This window comes from Pseudomonas sp. 09C 129 (assembly GCF_002843625.1).
In the GTDB taxonomy this organism is placed as follows: domain Bacteria; phylum Pseudomonadota; class Gammaproteobacteria; order Pseudomonadales; family Pseudomonadaceae; genus Aquipseudomonas; species Aquipseudomonas chlororaphis.
Genome location: NZ_CP025261.1, coordinates 4,352,100 through 4,375,427, shown reverse-complemented (window position 1 = coordinate 4,375,427; position 23,328 = coordinate 4,352,100). Strand labels below are relative to the sequence as shown.

17 protein-coding genes are annotated in these 23,328 nt (G+C 65.9%); 14 read left to right on the top strand and 3 right to left on the bottom strand.

All coding sequences use genetic code 11. The features are described from left to right. The first annotated feature begins 62 nt into the window (after window positions 1-62). The 5 genes from moaB (at window position 63) to CXQ81_RS19665 (ending at window position 4,344) form a co-directional block, all read left to right on the top strand. Window positions 63-629 carry a molybdenum cofactor biosynthesis protein B gene (moaB, locus tag CXQ81_RS19685; protein ID WP_101338271.1) on the top strand — a complete coding sequence of 189 codons (567 nt, stop codon included), beginning with the start codon at window positions 63-65 and terminating at the stop codon, window positions 627-629. After that, complete coding sequence (gene glp, locus CXQ81_RS19680) at window positions 626-1,861, top strand: gephyrin-like molybdotransferase Glp (protein WP_101338270.1); 1,236 nt, start codon at window positions 626-628, stop codon at window positions 1,859-1,861. The genes moaB and glp overlap by 4 nt, the downstream gene beginning before the upstream one ends. 110 nt (window positions 1,862-1,971) lie before the next feature. After that, a complete protein-coding gene (locus CXQ81_RS19675) occupies window positions 1,972-2,967 on the top strand; it encodes a peptidase U32 family protein (protein WP_007927488.1) in 996 nt (331 codons plus the stop codon). Window positions 2,968-2,977: 10 nt separating this feature from the next. Continuing rightward, window positions 2,978-3,868 (top strand): U32 family peptidase, encoded by an 891-nt coding sequence (locus CXQ81_RS19670; protein WP_007927490.1) that lies wholly within the window; start codon window positions 2,978-2,980, stop codon window positions 3,866-3,868. Next, window positions 3,862-4,344, top strand: coding sequence for an SCP2 domain-containing protein (locus CXQ81_RS19665; RefSeq protein WP_053261554.1), 483 nt, complete (start codon window positions 3,862-3,864; stop codon window positions 4,342-4,344). Before CXQ81_RS19670 ends, CXQ81_RS19665 begins: the two co-directional genes overlap by 7 nt. A gap of 59 nt (window positions 4,345-4,403) precedes the next feature. On the opposite strand, the gene CXQ81_RS19660 is transcribed toward CXQ81_RS19665, so the two are convergent. The 3 genes from CXQ81_RS19660 to CXQ81_RS19650 form a co-directional block, all read right to left on the bottom strand. Next, window positions 4,404-5,081, bottom strand: a complete 678-nt coding sequence (locus CXQ81_RS19660; protein WP_101338269.1) for a Crp/Fnr family transcriptional regulator — start codon at window positions 5,079-5,081, stop codon at window positions 4,404-4,406. A gap of 103 nt (window positions 5,082-5,184) precedes the next feature. Beyond that, entirely contained in the window at window positions 5,185-5,832 is a 648-nt protein-coding gene (gene narL / locus CXQ81_RS19655; protein WP_007928738.1) for a two-component system response regulator NarL, read from the bottom strand. Further along, the gene (locus CXQ81_RS19650) at window positions 5,829-7,643 is read right to left on the bottom strand and encodes a HAMP domain-containing protein (protein WP_101338268.1); all 1,815 of its coding nucleotides are present in this window, start codon (window positions 7,641-7,643) and stop codon (window positions 5,829-5,831) included. The genes narL and CXQ81_RS19650 overlap by 4 nt, the downstream gene beginning before the upstream one ends. A gap of 313 nt (window positions 7,644-7,956) precedes the next feature. Here CXQ81_RS19650 and CXQ81_RS19645 point away from each other — a divergent pair, with 313 nt between their 5' ends. The 9 genes from CXQ81_RS19645 to CXQ81_RS19605 all read left to right on the top strand — a co-directional run bounded on the left by CXQ81_RS19645 (window position 7,957) and on the right by CXQ81_RS19605 (window position 23,297). Next, the gene (locus tag CXQ81_RS19645; protein ID WP_053261550.1) at window positions 7,957-9,252 is read left to right on the top strand and encodes a nitrate/nitrite transporter; all 1,296 of its coding nucleotides are present in this window, start codon (window positions 7,957-7,959) and stop codon (window positions 9,250-9,252) included. Next, a complete protein-coding gene (locus CXQ81_RS19640; RefSeq protein ID WP_101338267.1) occupies window positions 9,239-10,636 on the top strand; it encodes a NarK family nitrate/nitrite MFS transporter in 1,398 nt (465 codons plus the stop codon). The genes CXQ81_RS19645 and CXQ81_RS19640 overlap by 14 nt, the downstream gene beginning before the upstream one ends. A 69-nt stretch (window positions 10,637-10,705) precedes the next feature. Then, the gene (locus CXQ81_RS19635; protein WP_101338266.1) at window positions 10,706-14,473 is read left to right on the top strand and encodes a nitrate reductase subunit alpha; all 3,768 of its coding nucleotides are present in this window, start codon (window positions 10,706-10,708) and stop codon (window positions 14,471-14,473) included. A gap of 9 nt (window positions 14,474-14,482) precedes the next feature. After that, window positions 14,483-16,021 (top strand): nitrate reductase subunit beta, encoded by a 1,539-nt coding sequence (narH, locus tag CXQ81_RS19630; protein WP_007928745.1) that lies wholly within the window; start codon window positions 14,483-14,485, stop codon window positions 16,019-16,021. 2 nt (window positions 16,022-16,023) lie between these two features. Further along, window positions 16,024-16,779, top strand: a complete 756-nt coding sequence (gene narJ / locus CXQ81_RS19625; RefSeq protein ID WP_101338265.1) for a nitrate reductase molybdenum cofactor assembly chaperone — start codon at window positions 16,024-16,026, stop codon at window positions 16,777-16,779. Continuing rightward, complete coding sequence (narI, locus tag CXQ81_RS19620) at window positions 16,772-17,452, top strand: respiratory nitrate reductase subunit gamma (protein ID WP_101338264.1); 681 nt, start codon at window positions 16,772-16,774, stop codon at window positions 17,450-17,452. The genes narJ and narI overlap by 8 nt, the downstream gene beginning before the upstream one ends. A 10-nt stretch (window positions 17,453-17,462) precedes the next feature. Beyond that, on the top strand, window positions 17,463-18,428 hold the full coding sequence (locus CXQ81_RS19615; protein ID WP_101338263.1) for a peptidylprolyl isomerase: 966 nt from the start codon (window positions 17,463-17,465) through the stop codon (window positions 18,426-18,428). Window positions 18,429-18,438: 10 nt separating this feature from the next. Then, complete coding sequence (gene moaA, locus CXQ81_RS19610; RefSeq protein WP_101338262.1) at window positions 18,439-19,431, top strand: GTP 3',8-cyclase MoaA; 993 nt, start codon at window positions 18,439-18,441, stop codon at window positions 19,429-19,431. A gap of 1,847 nt (window positions 19,432-21,278) precedes the next feature. Next, the gene (locus CXQ81_RS19605) at window positions 21,279-23,297 is read left to right on the top strand and encodes a ribonucleoside triphosphate reductase (protein ID WP_101338261.1); all 2,019 of its coding nucleotides are present in this window, start codon (window positions 21,279-21,281) and stop codon (window positions 23,295-23,297) included. The last annotated feature ends 31 nt before the right edge of the window (window positions 23,298-23,328 follow it).

Below are 23,328 nucleotides of genomic sequence, written 5' to 3'. Positions count from 1 at the left end.
TAGGTTCGTCGGCGGATTCGGTTCAGGCTGGGGCCAATCTCATTTCACGGGAAGGCTTGGATATGGCCCATCTGGCGCAACGCACGTTTCAACCCCTGAACATCGCCGTGCTGACCATCAGCGATACGCGCACCCTGGAAACCGACACCTCGGGCCAGACTCTCTGCGACCTGTTGCAGAGCGCCGGCCATGTGCTGGTCGATCGAGGCCTGGTGCCGGACGACATCTACCAGATCCGCGCCAGCGTCTCGCGCTGGATTGCCGACCCCCAGGTGCAGGTGGTGCTGATGACCGGTGGCACCGGTTTCACCGCGCGGGACAACACGCCCCAGGCGGTGCTGCCACTGCTGGACAAGCATGTGGAAGGTTTCGGCGAGCTGTTCCGCCAGGTGTCGGTGGAAGAAATCGGCATGTCCAGTCTGCAGTCGCGGGCCCTGGCCGGGGTCAGCAACGGCGTGCTGGTGGTGTGCGTGCCGGGCTCGCCGGGGGCCTGCCGCACGGCCTGGAACATGATCCTGCGCCCACAGCTGGACAGCCGCACCGGTCCGTGCAATTTCGCCCCCCACCTCAAGCCGCAGACCCATGAGGGACCGCCACAGAACATCGAGGCCTGTGGGGCGCGGTCGTGACCGGCTGTGGCTGCGACAGCGGCCAACTGATCCCGGTGGACCAGGCCATCGCCCATCTGCTGGACCAGGCGCCGCCACCACCGACGACCCAGATCATCGCCCTGGAGCAGGCCCTGGGCCGGGTGCTGGCGGCGGACCTTCATTCGCCGCTGGACCTGCCCGGCTGGGACAACAGCGCCATGGACGGCTACGCGTTGCGCGCCGCCGACCTGCCGCCCGCCGGTGGCCGCCTGACCCTGGGGGGACGGATCGCCGCCGGGCAAGCGGGTGAGACTCCCTTGGCGGCGGGGCAGGCGGTGCGCATCTTCACCGGCGCGCCCTTGCCGCCGGGGGCCGATACGGTGGTGCCCCAGGAGAACTGCCAGGTCGAGGACGGGCAAGTCTGGTTGCCGCCGACGACTGTCGGCGCTCACGTGCGCCAGCAGGGCGAGGAGGTCGCCCGCGGCGATCTATTGCTCAAGGCCGGCAAACGCCTGCGCGCCCAGGAACTGGGCTTGCTGGCGGCGGCCGGGATCGCCCGGGTCGAGGTCTATCGGCCGTTGCGCGTGTGCCTGCTGAGCAGTGGCGACGAGCTGCGCGAACCCGGCCAGCCCCTGGCGCCGGGGCAGATCTACAACAGCAATCGCTATTGCCTGTCGGCGTTGCTGCGCGGCTGGGGCGTGGAGGTGCACGACTACGGGGTGATGGCCGACGAGCTGGCGGCCAGCCGCCACGCCTTGAGCCTGGCCTCGTCGGAGTGCGACCTGCTGCTGACCTCGGGCGGGGTGTCGGTCGGCGAGGAAGACCACCTCAAGCAGGCCATTGAGGAGCTGGGCCATGTGGATTTCTGGCGCCTGGCGATCCAGCCGGGCAAGCCCCTGGCCTTTGGCGCAGTGGCCGGCAAGCCGTGGCTCGGCCTGCCGGGCAACCCCTCGGCGGCGCTGGTGACCGCGCTGGTGGTGGTGCGCCCGTTCCTGCTGCGGGCCCAGGGTGTGACGGATGCATTGCCGCGGCCCATGGCGTTGCCGGCGGGCTTCGAGTGGTTGCAGCGCAACCGCCGGCGCCAGTACCTGCGCGCCCGCCTGGTGCCCGGCGACGATGCCCGGGTTCGTGTGCAACCGCACCCGCAGCAAAGCTCGGCGATGCTCGCCGCCGCCTGCTGGGCCGAGGGCCTGGCGCTGGTGGAAGGCGAGCGCTTGGTACGTCCGGGCGACCCGGTGCCGTTCCTGTCGTTCGCCGAACTGATGCAGTGACGGCAATTGATTGCGGTCAAGGCCGTGGCTGTCGGTCTGGCTAGACTGGCAGCGCATTTCCGATCGCTGCGCACGCGTCGCTCCGGCGCGTTCTTTGATGAGGAACCCCCATGCAACTGGTCTGCCCCGCAGGCAACCTGCCTGCGCTCAAAGCGGCGGTGCGCCAAGGCGCCGATGCCGTCTACGTCGGCTTTCGCGACGACACCAACGCCCGGCATTTCGCCGGCCTGAACATGGACGACAAGCAGTTCGACGCGGCGGTCGCGCACATTCGCCAGCACCAACGCAAACTCTATGTGGCGGTCAACACCTACCCCCAGCCCCAGGGCTGGGCGCGTTGGCAACGGGCGGTGGACCGCGCCGCCGAGCATGGGGTCGACGCGCTGATCGCCGCCGATCCCGGGGTCCTGGCCTATGCCAGCCAGCGCCATCCGCAATTGAACCTGCACCTCTCGGTGCAGGGCTCGGCGACCAATGCCAGCGCCCTGGCGTTCTACGCCCGGCACTACAACATCCGCCGCGCCGTCCTGCCGCGGGTGCTGTCCCTGGCCCAGGTGCGCCAGGTGGCGGCCAGCAGCACGGTGCCGATCGAAGTATTCGCCTTTGGCAGCCTGTGCATCATGGCCGAAGGGCGTTGCCACCTGTCTTCCTACATCACCGGCGAGTCGCCGAACCTGTGCGGCGTCTGCTCGCCGGCCAAGGCGGTGCGCTGGAGCGAGGACGCCGAAGGCTTGAGCGCGCGCCTCAGCGAAGTGCTGATCGACCGCTATCAAGCCGACGAGCCAGCCGGCTACCCGACCCTGTGCAAGGGGCGCTTCCTGGTGGAGGGCAAGCGCTTCCATGCCCTGGAGGAACCCACCAGCCTCGACACCCTGGACCTGCTGCCGGAGCTGGCGGCGATCGGTGTCGAGGCGGTGAAGATCGAAGGCCGCCAGCGCAGCCCGGCCTATGTCGAGCAGGTCACCCGGGTCTGGCGCGCGGCGCTGGATGCCCATCGCGCCGCGCCCGCCAGTTTCACGGTCAAGGACCAGTGGCGCCAGGTACTGGCCGGCCTGTCCGAGGGCAGCCAGACCACCCTGGGTGCCTACCATCGATCATGGCAATGAGGAGTTCGCGATGAAGCTCAGCCTGGGCCCCGTCCTGTTCTACTGGGACAAGGAACAATTGGGGCGTTTTTATGCCGAGATGTCGGCCTTGCCCCTGGATGTGATTTACCTGGGGGAAACCGTGTGTTCGAAACGCCGGGCGCTGTCCCTGGACCAGTGGCTGGGCCTGGGGCGCGAATTGCAGGGCTGCACGTCGGCGCAGATCGTGCTCTCCAGCCTGACCCTGATCGAAGCCGCCTCGGAGCTGTCGAGCCTGCGGCGCCTGTGCGACAACGGCGAGCTGCTGGTGGAGGCCAACGACATGGGTGCGGTGCAGTTCCTCGCCGAGCGCAAATTGCCCTTCGTCGGTGGCCCGGCGCTGAACCTGTACAACGGCCACGCCCTGGCCCAGTTGCAGGGCTGCGGGATGATCCGCTGGGTGCCGCCGGTGGAGTGTTCGGCGGCGCTGATCCGCGCGGTGCTGGATCAGGTGCGCGAGCTGGGCCAGGCGCTGCCCGAGGTCGAAGTCTTCGCCTATGGGCATTTGCCGTTGGCCTATTCCGCGCGCTGTTTCACCGCCCGGGCCCAGGACCGGCCCAAGGACGACTGCCAGTTCTGCTGCATCCAGTACCCCGACGGCCTGGCGCTGAGCAGCCAGGAAGGCCAGGCGCTGTTCACCCTCAATGGCATCCAGACCCTGTCGGCGGAGGTCACCAATCTGCTGGCGGACTATGCCGGGCTGGTGGCCTGCGGCGCCGACCTGCTGCGCCTGAGCCCGCGGGCCCAGGGCATGGGCGAGGTGATCGAGGCCTATCAGCGGGTGCGCCAGGGCGCGACGCCGCCGCTGTTCGTCGAGGGCTGCAACGGTTACTGGCATGGCCAGGCCGGGATGTTGCGCGTCGAGGAGGTGGGCCTGTGCTGAGTGGCAAATCCAAACGCAAGGACTGGCTGCTGCGCAGCGCCGACCGGCTGCTGCCATTGCTGCGGCGGGTGCCGTTCGGCGTGCAGCGCCTGGCCTTGCAGCAGGGGCTCAACCGCTGTTTGGCCGAGCCGCTGCGCGCCGGCGAATTCGACCTGCTGCGCCGGCGCTGGCTGTGCCTGCGGATTCCCGACCTGGGCCTGGCCTGGTACCTGACCCGCGACCGCGACGGCCTGCGCATCGCCGAACACGCCCGGGCCGATGTGACCATCAGCGGCAACTGGCGCGAGTTCCTGCTGCTGGCCAGCCGCCAGGAAGACCCGGACACCTTGTTCTTCCGCCGGCGCCTGGTGATCGAGGGCGATACCGAGCTGGGCCTGACCCTGAAAAACCTGATCGACAGCCTCGACCCGGACGTATTGCCGGTCTGGCTGTGGCGCAATCTGGAACGGGCGGGCAAGGGGTTGGCCGCAGGCTGAACATCTCTGTAGGCGCTGGCTTGCCGGCGATTGGGGCGACGCCAGGCGAGCGGCGGCGGTTACGCGTCGTACGCCGCCAGCTCCTCGGCGCCGGGGATCTGGATAGTGCGCCGCTCCATGGCGATCAGGCCGCTTTCGACCAACCGATGGAGGATGCGCGAGAAGGTCTCCGGCTGGATCCCCAGCTTGGAGGCCACCAGGCGCTTGGACACTTGCAGCACCACCTCGCCGCTGTGCGGGTCGCGCTCCTGCAACAGGAAATTCACCACCCGCCGGCTGGCGCTGCCCAGGGTCAGGGTGTCGATGTCCTTGAGGCGCTGGTGCAGGTGCACGCTCATGCTCGCCAGGATCGCCAGGCACACCTGCGGCTGGTCCTCCAGGGCGTGGCGGTAATGGTTGCCGTCGATGCTGACCAGCACGCTGTCTTTCAGCGCAGTGGCATTCACCGGGTAGAAGCGCGCCTGGCTGAACAGCAGGGCCTCGGCGAAGGTCTGCCCGGGCTGGATGATTTCCACCAGGTTCTCCTGGCCTTCGCCGCTGATGCGGTACAGCTTGACCTGGCCGCTGACCAGCAGGAAAAAGCGCTTGGCCGGGTCGCCCTGGTGCATCAGGGTGTTGTGGCTGGGCAGGCGCCTGAGCATGGCCCGGGCACAGACCTCCTCGAAGACCTTGTCCGGCAACTGGCTGAACAGATGGTGGCGACGCAACAACAGCACGATGGAAGGGTGGGTCAGCATGGGTACCTCCGCTGCCGGCCATGGTAGAGCGCGCGGCTGCCAGGGCCTATGCCTCCACCGGCGTACCTCCAAAGGGGCAGGGGGCCAAAGGGGCAGACGCGGCTCAGCCGGCGTTGCGCAGGTGCTCCATGGCCCACACGGCGGCCTCGACCCGCGAGCGCAGGCCGAGCTTGTGCAGCAGGTTCTTCACATGGACCTTGACCGTGCCTTCGGTGATGCCCAGCTTGTGGCCGATGACCTTGTTGCTGTAGCCGCTGGCGATGGTGCGCAGCACCTGGCGCTCGCGCTCGGTCAGCTCGACTTCCGGCTGGCGCGGCGGCGAACGCAGGGCCTGGGCCATGACCCGGGTCAGCCCCGGGCTGATCACCAGGGCGCCGCTCAGGGCATCGCGCAAGTACTGGATCAGCAACTCGGGCTCCATGTCCTTGAGCAGGTAGCCGTCGGCGTCCAGGCGCAGGGCGTCGCGAATGTCGTCCTCGGCGTCGGACACGGTGAACAGCAGCACCTTGCCGCGGTAGTCCATGGCCCGCAGGCGGCGCAGGGTCTCGATGCCGTTGAGTTGCGGCATGTTGTTGTCGAGCAGCACCAGGTCGGGCTGCAAGGGTTCGATCAGGCCCAGGGCTTCTTCGCCGTGGCTGGCCTCGCCGACGATCTGCAGGTCGTCTTCCAGTTCGAGCATCTGGCGGATGCCGCGACGCATCATCGGATGGTCGTCGACCAGCAGGATCCGGTAGGTGGGGGATGGGTTCATGCGGCGCTACCTTGTGTGGGGACGGCGAGAAACTCCGGACGGAATTCCATCTGCACCAGGGTGCCCTGGGGCGTCCTGGAAGAAATCTGCAACTGGCCATGCAGGCTGCGGGCCCGCTCATCCATGATGTTCAGGCCGTGGTGTTCGCGCTGGTTGCCACTGTTGTCGTGGTCGCCGTTGAAACCGCGGCCATCGTCCTCGATCGACAGGCGCAGGGTTTCGCCATGCTGGCGCAGTTGCAGCCAGACATTCTCCGCGTGGGCGTGGCGCAGGCAGTTGGAGAGCGCCTCGCGGGTGATCTGCAGCAGGTGGATCTGCTCGCTGGCCGACAGCTCGAAAGCCAGGCTGTCGAGTTGCACATGCACCTGGAAATCGCCGCGGCGCGAGAACTCCTCGGTGGTCGCCTCAAGCTCGCGCACCAGACCGGCGTCGTGGATCTGCAAGCGAAAGGTGGTCAACAGTTCGCGCAGCTGGCGGTAGGCATTGTTCACCCCCTCGCGCAGTTCGGCGGTGACGTTCTCCAGGGTGCTCAGCGGTTCGCCACGGCGCATCAGGGTCTGCATGCGGCTGACCTGCAGCTTCATGTAGGACAGGGCCTGGGCCAGGGAGTCGTGCAGCTCGCGGGCGATGATCGCGCGCTCTTCGAACAGCAGCAGGCGATGGTCCTGTTCGCGCTGGCGCTTGAGCGACAGCGAGGTGCCGATCAGGTTGGCCAGGGCCTGGATCAGTTCGGTTTCCCAGGCTTGCGGGGCATGGCCGTCGACGAAGTGCGCCTTGAGCTCGCCCAGTTCGCTGCCCTGGTTGCTGATGCTGAAACGCTGCCGGGCGATCGGCTGGTGCCGCTGGCAGCTGGCGCAATCGCTGACCGCGCAGACCTCCCGGCTGTCGGCGCCATGCAGGGCGATCAACTGCTGCGCCGGGGCCTGCAACTGGCCTTGCAGGCACAGCGACAGGCGCAACCCCGGCAGGCGTTGCTGGAAGCGCCGGATCAGTTCGTCCAGGCCTTCGGCGTTGGCCAGCCGCGTGGCCAGGCTGCGGCTGCTCTGGTACAGCAGCTCGAGGGCGGCGTTGGCCTGTTGCAGGTTGTGGGTCTTTTGCCGCACCAGGGTTTCCAGGGTGCGGTGGGATTGCTCGATGGTCTCGGCCATGGCGTTGAAGCTGGTGGCCAGTTGGCCCAGTTCGTCCCGGGACTGGTGGTTGACCCGCACCTGGAAGTCGCCACGGCGAAAGCGCTGGGTGGCTTCCACCAGTTCCTGCAAGGGCGTGACCACGCCGTATTGCAGTTCGTACAGGCCCAGCAGCAGGACGAACAGGGTGGTGAACAGCGCCGCGCCCTGGATCAACTGTTGCCAGGTCTGCTTATGTTCGCTCTGGCGTTGCAGCAGGCTGACGAACTGGTTCAGCTGCTCGACGAAGGGCAGGGCCAGGGCCTGGAACGCGGCGGCATCGCGTTGTTCCAGGGCCGGCTGCAACTCAGCGTTCCAGCGTTGCTGGATCTGCCGGTAGCTGTCCACCAGCTCGGGGTCGGCGCCGTCTTCCAGCACCGCCCTGAGCGACTGGCTGTCGAGGCGCTGTTGCAGGCTCTGGCGGATCTGCCCGATCTCTTCGGCGCTGGCGCCCGCGGCCAGCTTCCAGCTCAGGTGGTAGGTCTCCATGCGCACCGAGCCCGCGGTATTGATGGCCGCCGCGTCGCCCTGGCTGAACCAGGCGATCAGCCCGGCGCTCAGGGAACTGGCCAGCGCCAGCACGGCGATCAGGATCACCGCCAGGCCGGCGCGGGCGGGCAGGGAACTGCGCAGCCAGCGGATCAAGGGCGCGGGCCGGATGTGAACGGGGGAAGGGTGGACATAGCAGGCTCCAGGGACGACTGGCGATGGTTTTGCAGCCGGTCCCTGGCGCTCTACCTCTAAAGAGTTGTTGTTCATCGGATCCGTGCAACCGCCTCGTGGAGCCAAGGCAAGAGCCTGATAAACAAAGGGTTCAGAGGTTTTTCGGCACTACCTCGTTGGAGGTAGGCGGCGCAAGCATAGGCCCATGAGGCCCCGGGCTTCCTTGACCCGGGTCAAGTTTTTACCGGGTTCGCCTCTCTAGTCTGCGGCCATGAATGACTGACTGGAGAGCGAGATGACCCAACCGCGTGTACGACAAGGCCTGGTGCTGGGCATGAGTACGCTGGCCTTCACCGTGTGCTTCATGGTCTGGATGATGTTCGCGGTGCTCGGTGTACCGATCAAGGCACTGCTTGCGCTCAACGAAACCCAGTTCGGCCTGCTGGCCGCCACTCCGGTACTCACCGGTTCGCTGGCACGCCTGCCGCTGGGCCTGCTGACCGATCGCTTTGGCGGGCGCAGCGTGTTCTTCCTGCTGATGCTGTGCTGCGTGTTGCCGCTGTACTTGATCAGCCACGCCACGGCCTACTGGCAGTTCCTGGTCCTGGGCCTGTTCGTCGGCCTGGCCGGCGGTTCGTTTTCGGTGGGCATCGCCTACGTCGCCAAGTGGTTCGACCAGGACAACCAGGGCTTCGCCATGGGCATTTTCGGCGCGGGTAACGCCGGTGCCGCGCTGACCAAGTTTCTCGCTCCGGCGCTGATCGCCGCCGGCAGCTGGCAGCTGGTGCCGAAAGCCTTCAGCGCCATCCTGTTCATCACCGCGCTGCTGTTCTGGTTTCTCAGCGCCGACAACAAGGCCCATCGCAGCGCCTCTGGCGCCACCCTGCGCGAGCAGTTGGGCGCGTTGAAGGACCCGGCGGTGTGGCGCTACTGCCAGTACTACTCGATCGTCTTCGGCGGCTACGTGGCCCTGGCGCTGTGGATGACCCAGTACTACGTGCAGGAATACGGTTTCAGCCTGCAGAGCGCGGCGCTGCTGGCCGCCTGTTTCTCGCTGCCGGGTGGGGTGCTGCGCGCCGTCGGCGGCTGGATGTCGGACCGCTGGGGCGCCCAGAGCGTGACCTGGTGGGTGCTCTGGGTCAGCTGGATCTGCCTGTTCCTGCTGTCCTACCCGCAGACCCAGCTGCAAGTGCGCACCGTCGACGGCGCCCTGGATTTCCACATCGGCCTGAATCCTGCGTTGTTCACCGTGCTGCTGTTCGTCATGGGCATCGCCTTCGCCTTCGGCAAGGCCTCGGTGTTCAAGTACATCGCCAACGACTACCCGCAGAACATGGGCGCGGTGTCCGGCATCGTCGGCTTGGCCGGCGGCCTGGGCGGCTTCGTCCTGCCCATCCTGTTCGGCGCCCTGGTGGACCTCACCGGCGTGCGCTCTTCCTGCTTCATGTTGATGTACGGCGTGGTCTGGGTGTCGCTCACCTGGATGTACTTCAGCGAAATCCGCAAGCGCCCGCTGCTGGGCAAACAGCCGCCGGCCACCTCGTCCCCGTTTTCCAGCATTGCCCAAGGAGAAGAACATGTCGGTTCTTGATAAGCCCGATTCAGGCCCGTTGATTCATGACTGGCGCCCGGAAGACCCCGCTTTCTGGGGGCGCAGCGGCAAGCAGACGGCGACCCGCAACCTGTGGATCTCGATTCCCGCGTTGCTCTTGGCCTTTGCCGTGTGGATGGTCTGGAGCACGGTGATCGTGCGCCTGAACGCCATCGGCTTCAGCTTCAGCACCGACCAGCTGTTCTGGCTGGCGGCGCTGCCGGGGCTGTCCGGCGCCACCTTGCGGGTGTTCTATTCGTTCATGGTGCCGATCTTCGGCGGCCGCCGCTGGACCGCCCTGAGCACCGCCTCGTTGCTGCTGCCGTCGCTGTGGATGGGCTTTGCCGTACAGGACCCGAACACCCCCTACAGCGTGTTCGTGCTGATCGCGCTGCTTTGTGGTTTCGGTGGCGGCAACTTTGCCTCGAGCATGTCCAACATCAGCTTCTTCTACCCCAAGTCGCAGCAGGGCACGGCCCTGGGCCTGAATGCCGGGCTGGGCAACCTCGGGGTGTCGGTGATGCAGTTCTGCGTGCCGCTGGTGATCACCTTCGGCCTGTTCGGCTGGCTTGGCGGGCAACCCCAGGTGCTGGCCGACGGCAGCCAGCTGTGGCTGCAGAACGCCGGGTTTGTCTGGGTGCCGTTCATTATCGCGGTGACCCTGCTGGCCTGGTTCGGCATGAATGACCTGTCCAGCGCCAAGGCTTCGTTCAGCGAGCAGGCAGTGATCTTCAAGCGCAAGCACAACTGGCTGATGTGCTGGCTGTACCTGGCGACCTTCGGCTCGTTCATCGGTTTCTCGGCGGCTTTTCCAATGCTGATCAAGACCGCGTTCCCGGACGTGGTGGCGCTGAAGTTCGCCTTCCTCGGCCCGCTGGTGGGCGCCCTGGTGCGGCCGCTGGGCGGCTGGCTGGCGGACAAGCTGGGCGGTGCCCGGGTGACCTTGTGGAACTTCGTGGCGATGATCGTGATGGTCTTCGGGGTCTTGCACTTTCTTCCGCATAACGGCGCCGGCGGCAACTTCTACGGCTTCCTCGGCCTGTTCATGCTGCTGTTCATCACCACCGGCATCGGCAACGGCTCCACCTTCCGCATGATCCCGGTGATCTTCCGCACCCTGCATGAAAAAGCCGCCGCCGGGCAAAGCGCCGCGGTGCGCGAGCAGGCGCAAAAGAACGCCGGCAAGGAGTCGGCCGCGGTGCTCGGTTTCAGCTCGGCCATGGGCGCCTTCGGCGCGTTCTTCATCCCCAAATCCTTCGGCACTTCCATGGCCCAGACCGGCGGCCCGGAGATGGCCTTCTACATGTTCGTCGGCTTTTACCTGAGCTGCATCGTGGTGACCTGGTGGTGGTACGCGCGCAAAGGCGCGGCGACTCCCTGCTGACACGACCCGAATCCAAACCTTGCCCGGTCGGGGCATAGAACCCCGCGGCAAGCCTGAGAGGAAAGCACCATGAGTCATTTGTTGGATCAACTGCGGTTTTTCAACCGCAAGCAAAGCGAGTTCGCCGAGGGCCACGGGGAAACCCGCAAGGAGTCCCGCGACTGGGAAAACGTCTACCGCTCGCGCTGGCAGTACGACAAGATCGTGCGCTCCACCCATGGGGTCAACTGCACCGGTTCCTGCTCGTGGAAGATCTATGTGAAGAACGGCCTGATCACCTGGGAAACCCAGCAGACCGACTACCCGCGCACCCGCAACGACCTGCCCAACCACGAGCCGCGCGGCTGTCCGCGGGGCGCCAGCTACAGCTGGTACATCTACAGCGCCAACCGCCTGAAGTACCCGAAGATCCGCAAGCCGCTGCTCAAGCTGTGGCGCCAGGCGCGGCAGACTATGGCGCCGGTGGAGGCCTGGGCGAGCATCGTCGAGGACCCGGCCAAGGCCGAGTCGTACAAGAGCAAGCGCGGCATGGGCGGCTTCATCCGTTCCAGCTGGGATGAGGTCAACGAGATCATCGCCGCGGCCAACGTCTACACCATCAAGCAGTACGGCCCCGACCGGGTCGTCGGCTTCTCGCCGATCCCGGCCATGTCGATGGTCAGCTACGCCGCCGGCGCCCGTTACCTGTCGCTGATCGGCGGTGCCTGCCTGAGCTTCTACGACTGGTACTGCGACCTGCCACCGGCCTCGCCGATGGTCTGGGGCGAGCAGACCGACGTGCCGGAATCGGCCGACTGGTACAACTCCAACTACATCATCGCCTGGGGTTCCAACGTTCCGCAGACCCGCACCCCGGACGCGCACTTCTTCACCGAGGTGCGCTACAAGGGCACCAAGACCGTGGCCATCACCCCGGACTATTCGGAAGTGGCCAAGCTCACCGACCTTTGGCTCAACCCCAAGCAGGGCACCGACGCGGCGCTGGCCCAGGCCTTCAACCATGTGATCTTCAAGGAGTTCCACCTCGACCGCCCGAGCGCCTATTTCACCGACTACGCCAAGCGCTACACCGACCTGCCGGTGCTGGTGCTGCTCAAGCCGATGCTCGGCACCGCGCCGGGGGCCGGCTACCAGCCGGACCGTTTCCTGCGCGCCTCGGACCTGGCCGGCAACCTCGGCCAGGACAACAACCCGCAATGGAAGACCATCGCCATCGACGCCAGCGGCGAGCTGGTGTCGCCCCAGGGCTCCATCGGCTACCGCTGGGGCGAGCAGGGCAAGTGGAACATCCTCGCCCGGGAAGGCGGCGCGGGGCGCGAGATCGACCTGAGCCTGAGCCTGATCGGCGGCGATGTCGCCGAAGTGGCCTTCCCGTATTTCGCCGGGGAAATCCAGGAGCACTTCCAGCATGTGGCCGGCGACGCCGTGCAATACCGCCGCGTGCCGGTGCGCAGCCTGACCTTGGCCGACGGCAGCCAGGTCAAGGTGGCCACGGTGTTCGACCTGTCGGCGGCCAACCTGGCCATCGACCGTGGCCTGGGCGGCGCCAACGTGGCCAAGGACTACGACGACGCCAGCGTGCCCGGCACTCCGGCCTGGCAGGAGCAGATCACTGGCGTCAGCCGCGAGAAGGCGATCCAGATCGCCCGCGAGTTCGCCGACAACGCCGACAAGACCCGTGGCCGCTCGATGATCATTGTCGGTGCGGCGATGAACCACTGGTACCACATGGACATGAACTACCGCGGGCTGATCAACATGCTCATGCTCTGCGGTTGCGTCGGCCAGACCGGTGGCGGCTGGGCCCACTATGTCGGCCAGGAAAAACTCCGTCCGCAATGCGGCTGGCTGCCCCTGGCCTTCGGCCTGGACTGGAGCCGGCCACCACGGCAGATGAACGGCACCAGCTTCTTCTACGCCCACAGCTCGCAATGGCGCCACGAGAAGATGAGCATGCACGACGTGCTCTCGCCGCTGGCCGACAAGAGCCAGTTCCCCGAGCACGCCCTGGACTACAACATCCGTGCCGAACGCGCCGGCTGGCTGCCCAGCGCGCCGCAGCTCAACAGTAACCCGCTGCACATCTGCCGGGACGCCGCAGCACTCGGCATGACGCCCAAGGACTATGTGGTCAAGTCGTTGCATGAGGGTTCGCTGCGTTTCGCCTGCGAACAGCCGGACAGCCCGCAGAACTTCCCGCGCAACATGTTCATCTGGCGCTCCAACCTGCTGGGCTCCTCGGGCAAGGGCCACGAGTACATGCTCAAGTACCTGCTCGGCACCCGTAACGGGGTGATGAACGAGGACATCGGCCAGGTCGGCGACCGCAAGCCGCAGGAAGCCGAATGGGTCGACCAGGGCGCGATCGGCAAGCTCGACCTGGTCACCACCCTGGACTTCCGCATGTCCTCGACCTGCGTGTATTCCGACATCGTCCTGCCGACCGCCACCTGGTACGAGAAGGACGACATGAACACCTCGGACATGCACCCCTTCATCCACCCGCTGTCGGCGGCCATCGACCCGGCCTGGGAATCGCGTTCCGACTGGGAGATCTACAAGGGCATCGCCAAGGCGTTCTCCAGCATGGCGGTGGGGCACCTGGGCGTGGAGCAGGACCTGGTCACCGTGCCGCTGATGCATGACAGCGTCGGTGAGCTGGCCCAGCCGTTCGGCGGCACCGACTGGAAAACCGCGGGCGTGGCCCCGCAGCCGGGCAAGAACGCGCCGAACCTGCAAGTGGTGGAGCGCGACTACCCGAACATCTACAAGCAGTTCACCTCCCTCGGGCCGCTGCTGGAAAAACTCGGCAACGGCGGCAAGGGCATCAACTGGAACACCGAGGAGGAGGTGAAATTCCTCGGCGAGCTGAATTACCGCGAGGGCGCGGCGGGCATCAGCCAGGGCCGGCCGAAGATCGACACGGCGATCGACGCCGCCGAGGTGATCCTGTCCCTGGCCCCGGAAACCAACGGCCATGTGGCGGTCAAGGCCTGGGCCGCGCTGTCCGAGTTCACCGGCATCGACCACAGCCACCTGGCGCTGTCCAAGGCCCACGAGGCGATCCGCTTCCGCGATATCCAGGCGCAGCCGCGCAAGATCATTTCCAGCCCCACCTGGTCGGGCCTGGAGGACGATCACGTCAGCTACAACGCCGGCTACACCAACGTCCACGAGAACATCCCGTGGCGCACCATCACCGGCCGCCAGCAGTTCTACCAGGACCACCCGTGGATGCAGGCGTTCGGCGAACAGCTGATGAGCTACCGGCCGCCGGTCAACACCCGGACCATCGAGGCGGTGAAGGGCAAGCGCAGCAACGGCCACCCGGAAATCGTCCTCAACTGGATCACCCCGCACCAGAAATGGGGCATCCACAGCACCTACAGCGACAACCTGCTGATGCTCACCCTGAGCCGTGGCGGGCCGATTGTCTGGCTCTCGGAAATCGACGCGAAACGCGCCGGCATCGAGGACAACGACTGGATCGAATGCTTCAACGCCAACGGCGCGGCGACCGCCCGGGCGGTGGTCAGCCAGCGGGTCAAGGAGGGCATGGTGATGATGTACCACGCCCAGGAACGGATCGTGAACGTGCCCGGCTCCGAGACCACCAAGACCCGCGGCGGCCACCACAACTCGGTCACCCGGGTGGTGCTCAAGCCGACCCACATGATCGGCGGCTATGCCCAGCAGGCCTACGGTTTCAACTATTACGGCACGGTCGGTTGCAACCGCGACGAGTTCGTCGTGGTGCGCAAGATGGCCCGCGTCGACTGGCTCGATGGCTCGGACGGCGATGAGCTGCCACGCCCCCTGCCGACCGAGATGGATTGAGGAGTTGTCATGAAGATTCGTTCACAAATCGGCATGGTCCTGAACCTGGACAAATGCATCGGCTGCCATACCTGCTCAATCACCTGCAAGAACGTCTGGACCAGCCGCGAAGGCATGGAATACGCCTGGTTCAACAACGTCGAGACCAAGCCCGGGATCGGCTACCCGAAAGAATGGGAAAACCAGGACAAGTGGAAGGGCGGCTGGGTGCGCAACGCCAACGGCTCGATCAACCCGCGCATCGGCGGCAAGTTCCGGGTGCTGGCGAACATCTTCGCCAACCCCGACCTGCCGAGCCTCGACGACTACTACGAGCCGTTCGACTTCGATTACCAGCACCTGCACACCGCGCCCCTGGGCGACCACCAGCCGACCGCGCGGCCGCGTTCGGTGGTGTCCGGCAAGCGCATGGAAAAGATCGAGTGGGGGCCGAACTGGGAGGAGATCCTCGGCAGCGAGTTCGCCAAGCGGCGCAAGGACCGGAACTTCGACCAGATCCAGGCGGACATCTACGGCGAGTACGAAAACACTTTCATGATGTACCTGCCGCGCCTGTGCGAGCACTGCCTGAACCCGGCGTGCGCGGCATCCTGCCCGAGCGGGGCGATCTACAAGCGCGAGGAGGACGGCATCGTCCTGATCGACCAGGAGAAGTGCCGCGGCTGGCGCATGTGCATCAGCGGCTGCCCGTACAAGAAGATCTATTTCAACTGGAAGAGCGGCAAGTCCGAGAAGTGCATCTTCTGCTACCCACGGATCGAGGCGGGCATGCCCACCGTGTGCGCCGAGACCTGTGTCGGGCGCATCCGCTACCTCGGCGTGCTGCTGTATGACGCCGACCGCATCGCCGAGGTGGCGAGCACCGCCAGCGAGCAGGACCTGTACGAGAAGCAGCTGGAAATCTTCCTCGATCCGCATGACCCGGCAGTGATCCGCCAGGCCCTGGAAGACGGGGTGCCGCAGTCGGTGATCGACGCCGCGCAGCGTTCGCCGGTGTACAAGATGGCGGTGGACTGGAAGCTGGCGCTGCCGCTGCACCCGGAATACCGCACCTTGCCGATGGTCTGGTACGTGCCGCCGCTGTCGCCGATCCAGAACGCCGCGGCCGCCGGCACCGTGGGCATGAACGGGGTGATCCCGGATGTCGACAGCCTGCGCATTCCCCTGCGTTACCTGGCCAACCTGCTGACCGCCGGCGACGAAAAACCGGTCAAGCGCGCCCTCAAGCGCCTGCTGGCGATGCGCGCCTACAAGCGCGCCGAACAGGTCGAAGGCGTGCAGGACCTGCAAGTGCTGGAGGAGGTCGGCCTGAGCGTGAGCCAGGTCGAGGAGATGTACCGCTACCTGGCCATTGCCAACTACGAAGACCGCTACGTGGTGCCCAGCGCGCACCGCGAGGAAGCCATGAGCGATGCCTTCGCCGAGCGTTCCGGTTGTGGCTTCAGTTTCGGCAGCGGCTGCAGCGGCAGCTCCGACACCAACATGTTCGGGGCGAAGAAGGCCAACCGCCGCGACGTCCTGAAAACCGTGCAGCTGTGGGAGGAATGAGCATGCGCATCCTGAAAGTGATTTCGCTGCTGCTCGACTACCCGAGCGAAACCCTGGTCGAGGGCCGCGACGAACTGGAGCAGGCGATCATCCAGGCCCGGGAAATCAGCCCGAAGCAGCGCGGCGCGCTGTTCGAGCTGTTGGAACTGCTCTGCAACAACGACCTGATGGATGGCCAGGAGCACTACGGCGCGCTGTTCGGTCGTGGCCGCTCGCTGTCGTTGCTGTTGTTCGAGCATGTGCACGGCGAGTCCCGCGACCGCGGCCAGGCCATGGTCGACATGCTCGCCCAGTATGAAGCCGCGGGCTTTGCCATCGGTATCAAGGAGCTGCCGGACTACATCCCGCTGTACCTGGAGTTCCTTTCCACCCGCGACGATCTTGAGGCCCGCGAGGGCCTGGCCGATGTCGCGCACCTCTTGGCCTTGCTCGCGGCGCGCCTGGAGGAGCGCGAGAGCGCCTATGCCAGTTGCTTGCGCGCCTTGCTGCAGATCGCTGGCGCGGAGCCGCACCAGGCGGTGGCCGACCTGCGCGAACAGGTGGCGGCCGAGCCGCGCGACGACTCCCTCGAAGCCCTGGACCGGATCTGGGAAGAGGAGGCGGTGGACTTTCTCAAGGCCGAGCAGCAGGAGCGTTGCAGCGCCATGCCAAGCGCGCCGGGCAAGGCCCGGGAGGAAAGCGCGGTACCGCTGCACTGGGTGGATTTTCAGCATCAGGGGCTGGCCGCCGCGCCAGCCGGGGAGGTGGGCAATGTCTAAGTGGAATCTGTTGGTGTTCGGGATCTATCCCTATGTCGCTCTGGCGATCTGCCTGCTGGGCAGTTGGGCACGCTTCGACCTGTCGCAGTACAGCTGGAAGGCCGGCTCCAGCCAGATGCTCGACAAGCGTGGCATGCGCGTGGCCAGCAACCTGTTCCATGTCGGCGTGCTGTTCGTGCTGGCCGGGCACTTTGTCGGCCTGCTGACCCCGGCCTCGGTCTATCACCATGTGATCAGCACCGAGCACAAGCAGTTGCTGGCGATGGTCTCCGGCGGCTTCTTCGGCTTGCTGTGCCTGGTCGGTTTGCTGATGCTGATCAAGCGCCGTCTCACCGACCCGCGGGTGCGCGCCACCTCCAGCCCTTCGGACATCCTGATCCTGCTGGTGCTGCTGGCGCAGTTGCTGCTCGGCCTTTTGACCATAGTCGCCTCCACCGCCCATATGGACGGTTCGGTGATGGTGATGCTTGCCGATTGGGCGCAGAGCATCGTGCTATTGCGGCCCATGGACGCGGCGGCGGCTATCGCCCCGGTCGGCTTGACCTACAAGCTGCACGTGTTCCTCGGCCTGACCCTGTTCGTGCTGTTCCCCTTTACCCGCCTGGTGCACATGGTCAGCGCGCCGGTCTGGTACCTGGGGCGGCGTTATCAAATCGTTCGGCAGAAAGTCTGAGGAGGCAGTCATGTCAGGTGGATGTGGATGTGGCGGCGGTAACGGCGGCAGCGGCGGTTGCGGGTCTTCGGCCCGCGAGGAAACGCTGGTGCCAGAGAGTGAAGTGGAGGTGGGCGTGCAGGCGTTCACGCCGCCGGGCCATGAGCCCGTGGCCGCGGACGAGGCGCCTGTGCAACTGATCGCCAGCAGCGAGCAGGAGTGGCCGATCATCAGCGTCAACCAGGTGCCGATCACCCCGCAGGCGCTGGCCCAGGAGCTGCAATATCACCCGGCGGCCAGCCGCGAGGAGGCGGTGTACCTGGCGGCCAGGGCCCTGGTGATCCGCGAGCTGTTGCAGCAGCGCATCGCCGAACTCGGCCTGACGTTGCAGATTGGCGCCGGCGAGAACGTGGAGGAGGCCGCCACCCGCCTGCTGCTCGAACGCGAGGTGCAGGTGCCGGAGTGCGACGAGGCGGCGTGCTGGCGTTACTACGACAACAACCGCGGGCGTTTTCACAGCGCGCCGTTGCTGGCGGTGCGGCACATCCTGCTCGAATGCGCGCCGGACGATGCCGGGGCGCGCAGCACGGCCCAGGTCCAGGCGGAGATTTTGCTGCAACGCCTGGACGAGCAGCCCGACAGTTTCGCTGCACTGGCGCTGAAGTATTCGGCCTGCCCGTCGAAGGCCCAGGGCGGTTCCCTGGGGCAGATCAGCAAGGGCCAGACCGTGCCGGAACTGGAGCGCCAGCTGTTCAGCCTGCCGACGGGACTGGCGGCCAAGCCGCTGGAAAGCCGTTATGGCTGGCATGTGGTCTGCGTCGATCAGCGGGTCGAGGGCCAGGCCTTGCCCTATGAGGCAGTGGCTTTGGTGATCCGCAACCAGCTGCAACAGGGCGTCTGGCAAAAGGCCGTGGTGCAGTACCTGCAAACCCTGGTCGGGGCCGCGGACATCCGGGGCATTCATCTGCAAGGCGCCGACTCGCCGCTGCTGCAGTAAGGGGAAGGCCATGAGCAATGTGATGCAGGACGGCTTCGGGCGGCAGATCGACTATCTGCGGATGTCAGTGACCGACCGTTGCGATTTTCGCTGCGTGTATTGCATGGCGAAGAACATGACCTTCCTGCCGCGCCAGCAGGTGCTGACCCTGGAGGAGTTGCAGCGGCTGGCGGCGCTGTTCGTCGGCCAGGGCGTGCGCAAGATCCGCCTCACCGGCGGCGAGCCGCTGATTCGCCCGGGCATCGTTGGCCTGTGCCGCGACATCGCCGCCTTGCCGGGCCTGCGCGAACTGGTGATGACCAGCAACGGCTCGCAGCTGGAGCGCCTGGCTCGGCCGCTGGCGGAAGCCGGGGTCAAGCGGATGAACATCAGCCTCGATAGCCTGGACGGGCAGAAGTTTCGCGCCATCACCCGCAACGGCGATCTCGACCAGGTGCTGCGCGGTATCGAGGTGGCGCGCGGGGCGGGGTTCGAGCGGGTCAAGCTCAACTGCGTGGTGATGAAGGGGCGCAACTTCGAGGAAGTGCCGCAATTGGTGCGGTACGCCATCGAGCAGGGCATCGATATCAGCTTTATCGAGGAAATGCCCCTGGGCGACGTCGGCCGTTCCCGGGGCGAATCCTTCTGTTCCAGCGACGAGGTACGGGCGCTGATCGCCAGCCGCCATGCCTTGCTCGACAGCGCCGAGAACAGCGGCGGGCCGGCGCGTTACGTGCGCCTGGAGCGCCATCCGCAGACGCGCATCGGTTTTATCTCGCCCAACAGCCACAACTTTTGTGGCAGCTGCAACCGGGTACGCATGACCGTCGAAGGCAAGCTGCTGCTGTGCCTGGGGCAGGACGATGCCCTGGACCTGCGCGGCCTGCTGCGGCGTTATCCGCTGGACGACCAGCCGCTGATTGATGCCTTGCAGCAGGCTTTGCGGCGCAAGCCGTTGCGGCATGATTTCAACCCGCAGGGCACGGTGCAGGTGGTGCGGTTTATGAATATGAGTGGGGGGTGAGATTGGGGGGATATCCGTTGCTGCGGTAACGGCTACTTAGGGTTCCGCTCTTACAGCGGCTTACTTTTGAAAAGCGCAAAAGTAAGCAAAACGCTCTTGCCCCACCACTCGGCACCTCGCTGAGGCTCGGTGTGCCCGAACGGAGGCATTACGGAGCGGGCCGCCGCCACGGGCCATCCATGGCCCGGGGCGGCTAAACCGGCATCCCTGCCGGTTTACCCGCTCCGTAATACCTCCGTTCGGCCAGCGTGGTTAACGGGGCGTTGGAGATCAAGATCAAGATCAAAAGCCAGAGCCAGAGCCAAAACAAAGCCTTCGCCGGGCGGAGCTTGCTGTTTTTGCCACACTACGGCTCTTCTGCCGGACATGCTTTGTGTAGCCGCTGCCGAGCGCAGCGAGGCTGCGATCGGCCCGCAGGGACGCTAAACCTGACACCTCGCAGGATCTGGGGAAACGCGGTGCCCGCCTGGCGAGTCCTTCGGCCTCGATCGCAGCCTCGCTGCGCTCGGCAGCGGCTACAGGGAATGCGTTCTCAGGCCGGCCGGTAGGCCGCCGTCCTGCTTTTGATCTGAGCACCCCGTTAACCGCGCTGGCCGAACGCAGGTATTGCTCCGGGGGCACGCCGCCACAGGCCATCGCCACGCTACGGTTCTTCTGCCGGACACGCTTTGTGTAGCCGCTGCCGAGCGCAGCGAGGCTGCGATCGGCCCGCAGGGCCGCTAAACCTGACGCCTCGCAGAATCTGGGGAAACGCGGTGCCCGCCTGGCGAGTCCTTCGGCCTCGATCGCAGCCTCGCTACGCTCGGCAGCGGCTACAGAGCCCACGTTCTCAGCCAGGCCGGCCGGCAGGCCGCCGTCCTGCTTTTGATCTGAGCACCCCGTTAACCGCGCTGGCCGAACACAGGCATTGCTCCGGGGGCACGCCGCCACAGGCCATCGCTACGCTACGGTTCTTCTGCCGGACACGCTTTGTGTAGCCGCTGCCGAGCGTAGCGAGGCTGCGATCGGCCCGCAGGGCCGCTAAACCTGACACCTCGCAGGATCTGGGGAAATGCGGTGCCTGCCTGACGAGTCCTTCGGCCTCGATCGCAGCCTCGCTGCGCTCGGCAGCGGCGACAGGGAATGCGTTCTCAGCCAGGCCGGCCGGTAGGCCGCCGTCTTGCTTTTGATCTGAGCGCCCCGTTAACCGCGCTGGCCGAACACAGGCATTGCTCCGGGGGCACGCCGCCACAGGCCATCGCCACGCTACAGCTCTTCTGCCGGACATGCTTTGTGTAGCCGCTGCCGAGCGCAGCGAGGCTGCGATCGGCCCGCAGGGCCGCTAAACCTGACACCTCGCAGGATCTGGGGAAATGCGGTGCCTGCCTGACGAGTCCTTCGGCCTCGATCGCAGCCTCGCTGCGCTCGGCAGCGGCTACAGGGCCCACGTTCTCAGCCAGGCCGGCCGGCAGGCCGCCGTCTTGCTTTTGATCTGAACGCCCCGTTAACCACGATGGCCGAACGCAGGCATTGAGCCGTGGGTAACCCGGCAGGGATGCCGGGTTAGCCGCCCCGGGCCATGGATGGCCTGTGGCGGCGGCCCACGGATCAATGCCGGAGTGAGGGCATGCCGAGCCTAGGCGAGGCACCGAGTGGTGGGGCAAAGCGTTTTGGTTACTTTGGCGCTTTTCCAAAGTGACCCGCCGTAAGGGCGGAACCCTAAGTCGCCGTTACCCAAAAAACGGATATGTACACAAACCAAAAAATACTTGATCGCGATCAATGGCAACCCAACGCGCTCTCCGTAATCTCACTGCATCTTGTGTTTTAAGAATTAAAAACATCTATATGTAGTATGCGGAGGTCAAATGCACAGCACGCTGATCAGGGTGGGCAACAATCGCCTGCACAAACGCGATGGCAGCCGGGTTGCCTTCGATGCGGACAAGATCCGCCAGGCGTTGATCGCCGCCGGCAAGGCCAGCGGCGAGTACGCCGAGGTCGAGGCCGAGGGCTTGCTCAAGGCGGTGCTGGCCCACCTTGAAGGGCATGCGCGGCTGCATGTGGAGCAGATCCAGGACCGGGTCGAGCGGGTGCTGATGGACGCCGGGTTCTTCTTCGCCATGCGCGCCTACATCGTCTACCGCGAACAGCACGGGCGCCTGCGCCGCGACCGCAAGACCCTGGTCGAGGTGGCGGCCTCGATGAACGAGTACCTCGACCGCGAGGACTGGCGGGTGCAGGCCAACGCCAACCAGGGGTATTCCCTGGGCGGGCTGGTGCTCAACGTGTCCGGCAAGGTCACCGCCAACTACTGGCTGGACGAGGTCTACAGTGAAGCCATCGGCCGCGCCCACCGCGAGGCCGACCTGCATATCCACGACCTCGACATGCTCGCCGGCTACTGTGCCGGCTGGTCCCTGCGTACCCTGTTGCATGAAGGCCTCAATGGCGTGCCGGGGCGGGTCGAGGCCGGGCCGCCCAAGCACCTGAGCAGCGCCCTGGGGCAGATGGTGAATTTCCTCGGTACCCTGCAGAACGAATGGGCCGGGGCCCAGGCCTTCAGTTCCTTCGACACTTATCTGGCGCCCTATGTGCGCAAGGACCGCCTGAGCTACCCGCAGGTGCGCCAGGCGATCCAGGAGTTCATCTACAACCTCAACGTGCCGTCGCGCTGGGGTACCCAGACCCCCTTTACCAACCTGACCTTCGACTGGGTCTGCCCGGAGGATCTGCGCGAGCAGGTCCCGGTGATCGGCGGCGAGGAAATGCCCTTCGCCTATGGCGAGCTGCAAGCGGAAATGGACCTGCTCAACCGCGCCTATATCGAAGTGATGCAGGCCGGCGACGCCAAGGGCCGGGTGTTCACCTTTCCGATCCCGACCTACAACATCACCCATGATTTTCCCTGGGACAGCGAGAACGCCGACCGCCTGTTCGAGATGACCGCCCGCTATGGGCTGCCGTACTTCCAGAACTTCCTCAATTCGGACATGCAGCCCAACCAGGTGCGTTCCATGTGCTGCCGCCTGCAACTGGACGTGCGCGAGCTGCTCAAGCGCGGCGGCGGGCTGTTCGGCTCGGCGGAGCAGACCGGCTCGCTCGGCGTGGTGACGCTCAACTGCGCGCGCCTGGGCCATGTGTTCAAGGGCAATACCAGCGGCCTGCTGCAACGCCTGGACGCGCTGATGGAACTGGCGATGGAGAGCCTGGAGGTCAAGCGCAAGGTGATCCAGCACCACATGGACGCCGGCCTGTACCCCTACACCCAGCGTTACCTGGGCACGCTGCGCAATCACTTCTCGACCATCGGCCTCAATGGCCTGCACGAAATGCTGCGCAACTTCAGCGGCGACGAGCAGGGCATGCACACCGAACAGGGGCGCCAGTTCGCCCTCAGGCTGCTGGACCATGTGCGCGCGACCCTGGTGCGCTTCCAGGAGGAAACCGGCCATCTCTACAACCTCGAGGCGACCCCGGCCGAAGGCACCACCTACCGTTTCGCCAAGGAAGACCTCAAGCGTTACCCCGGCATTCTCCAGGCCGGCAGCCGCGAGGCGCCGTACTACACCAACTCCTCGCAGTTGCCGGTGGGGCATACCGACGATCCGTTCGAGGCCCTGGAGCTGCAGGACGAACTGCAATGCAAATACACCGGCGGCACCGTGCTGCACCTGTACATGGCCGAGCGGATTTCCTCGACCGCGGCCTGCAAGCAGCTGGTGCGCAAGGCCCTGGGGCGCTTCCGCCTGCCGTACCTGACGGTGACCCCGACCTTTTCCATCTGCCCGGTGCACGGCTACCTCGACGGCGAGCACGAGTTCTGCCCCAAGTGCGACGAAGCCCTGCTGCAGGCCCAGGCCACGGGCATGGCCACCGCGCACTGACCTGTCTTCCCCCAACTGCAAGGAGTTCCAC

Bases quoted from the DNA above. Each gene is read 5' to 3' on its own strand.
- narL (WP_007928738.1), bottom strand. From the start codon at position 5,832: ATGAACCCATCCCCCACCTACCGGATCCTGCTGGTCGACGACCATCCG.
- narH (WP_007928745.1), top strand. From the start codon at position 14,483: ATGAAGATTCGTTCACAAATCGGCATGGTCCTGAACCTGGACAAATGC.
- CXQ81_RS19675 (WP_007927488.1), top strand. From the start codon at position 1,972: ATGCAACTGGTCTGCCCCGCAGGCAACCTGCCTGCGCTCAAAGCGGCG.
- moaB (WP_101338271.1), top strand. From the start codon at position 63: ATGGCCCATCTGGCGCAACGCACGTTTCAACCCCTGAACATCGCCGTG.
- CXQ81_RS19660 (WP_101338269.1), bottom strand. From the start codon at position 5,081: ATGCTGACCCACCCTTCCATCGTGCTGTTGTTGCGTCGCCACCATCTG.
- CXQ81_RS19670 (WP_007927490.1), top strand. From the start codon at position 2,978: ATGAAGCTCAGCCTGGGCCCCGTCCTGTTCTACTGGGACAAGGAACAA.
- CXQ81_RS19640 (WP_101338267.1), top strand. From the start codon at position 9,239: ATGTCGGTTCTTGATAAGCCCGATTCAGGCCCGTTGATTCATGACTGG.
- CXQ81_RS19645 (WP_053261550.1), top strand. From the start codon at position 7,957: ATGACCCAACCGCGTGTACGACAAGGCCTGGTGCTGGGCATGAGTACG.
- CXQ81_RS19635 (WP_101338266.1), top strand. From the start codon at position 10,706: ATGAGTCATTTGTTGGATCAACTGCGGTTTTTCAACCGCAAGCAAAGC.
- narJ (WP_101338265.1), top strand. From the start codon at position 16,024: ATGCGCATCCTGAAAGTGATTTCGCTGCTGCTCGACTACCCGAGCGAA.
- narI (WP_101338264.1), top strand. From the start codon at position 16,772: ATGTCTAAGTGGAATCTGTTGGTGTTCGGGATCTATCCCTATGTCGCT.
- CXQ81_RS19615 (WP_101338263.1), top strand. From the start codon at position 17,463: ATGTCAGGTGGATGTGGATGTGGCGGCGGTAACGGCGGCAGCGGCGGT.
- moaA (WP_101338262.1), top strand. From the start codon at position 18,439: ATGAGCAATGTGATGCAGGACGGCTTCGGGCGGCAGATCGACTATCTG.
- CXQ81_RS19605 (WP_101338261.1), top strand. From the start codon at position 21,279: ATGCACAGCACGCTGATCAGGGTGGGCAACAATCGCCTGCACAAACGC.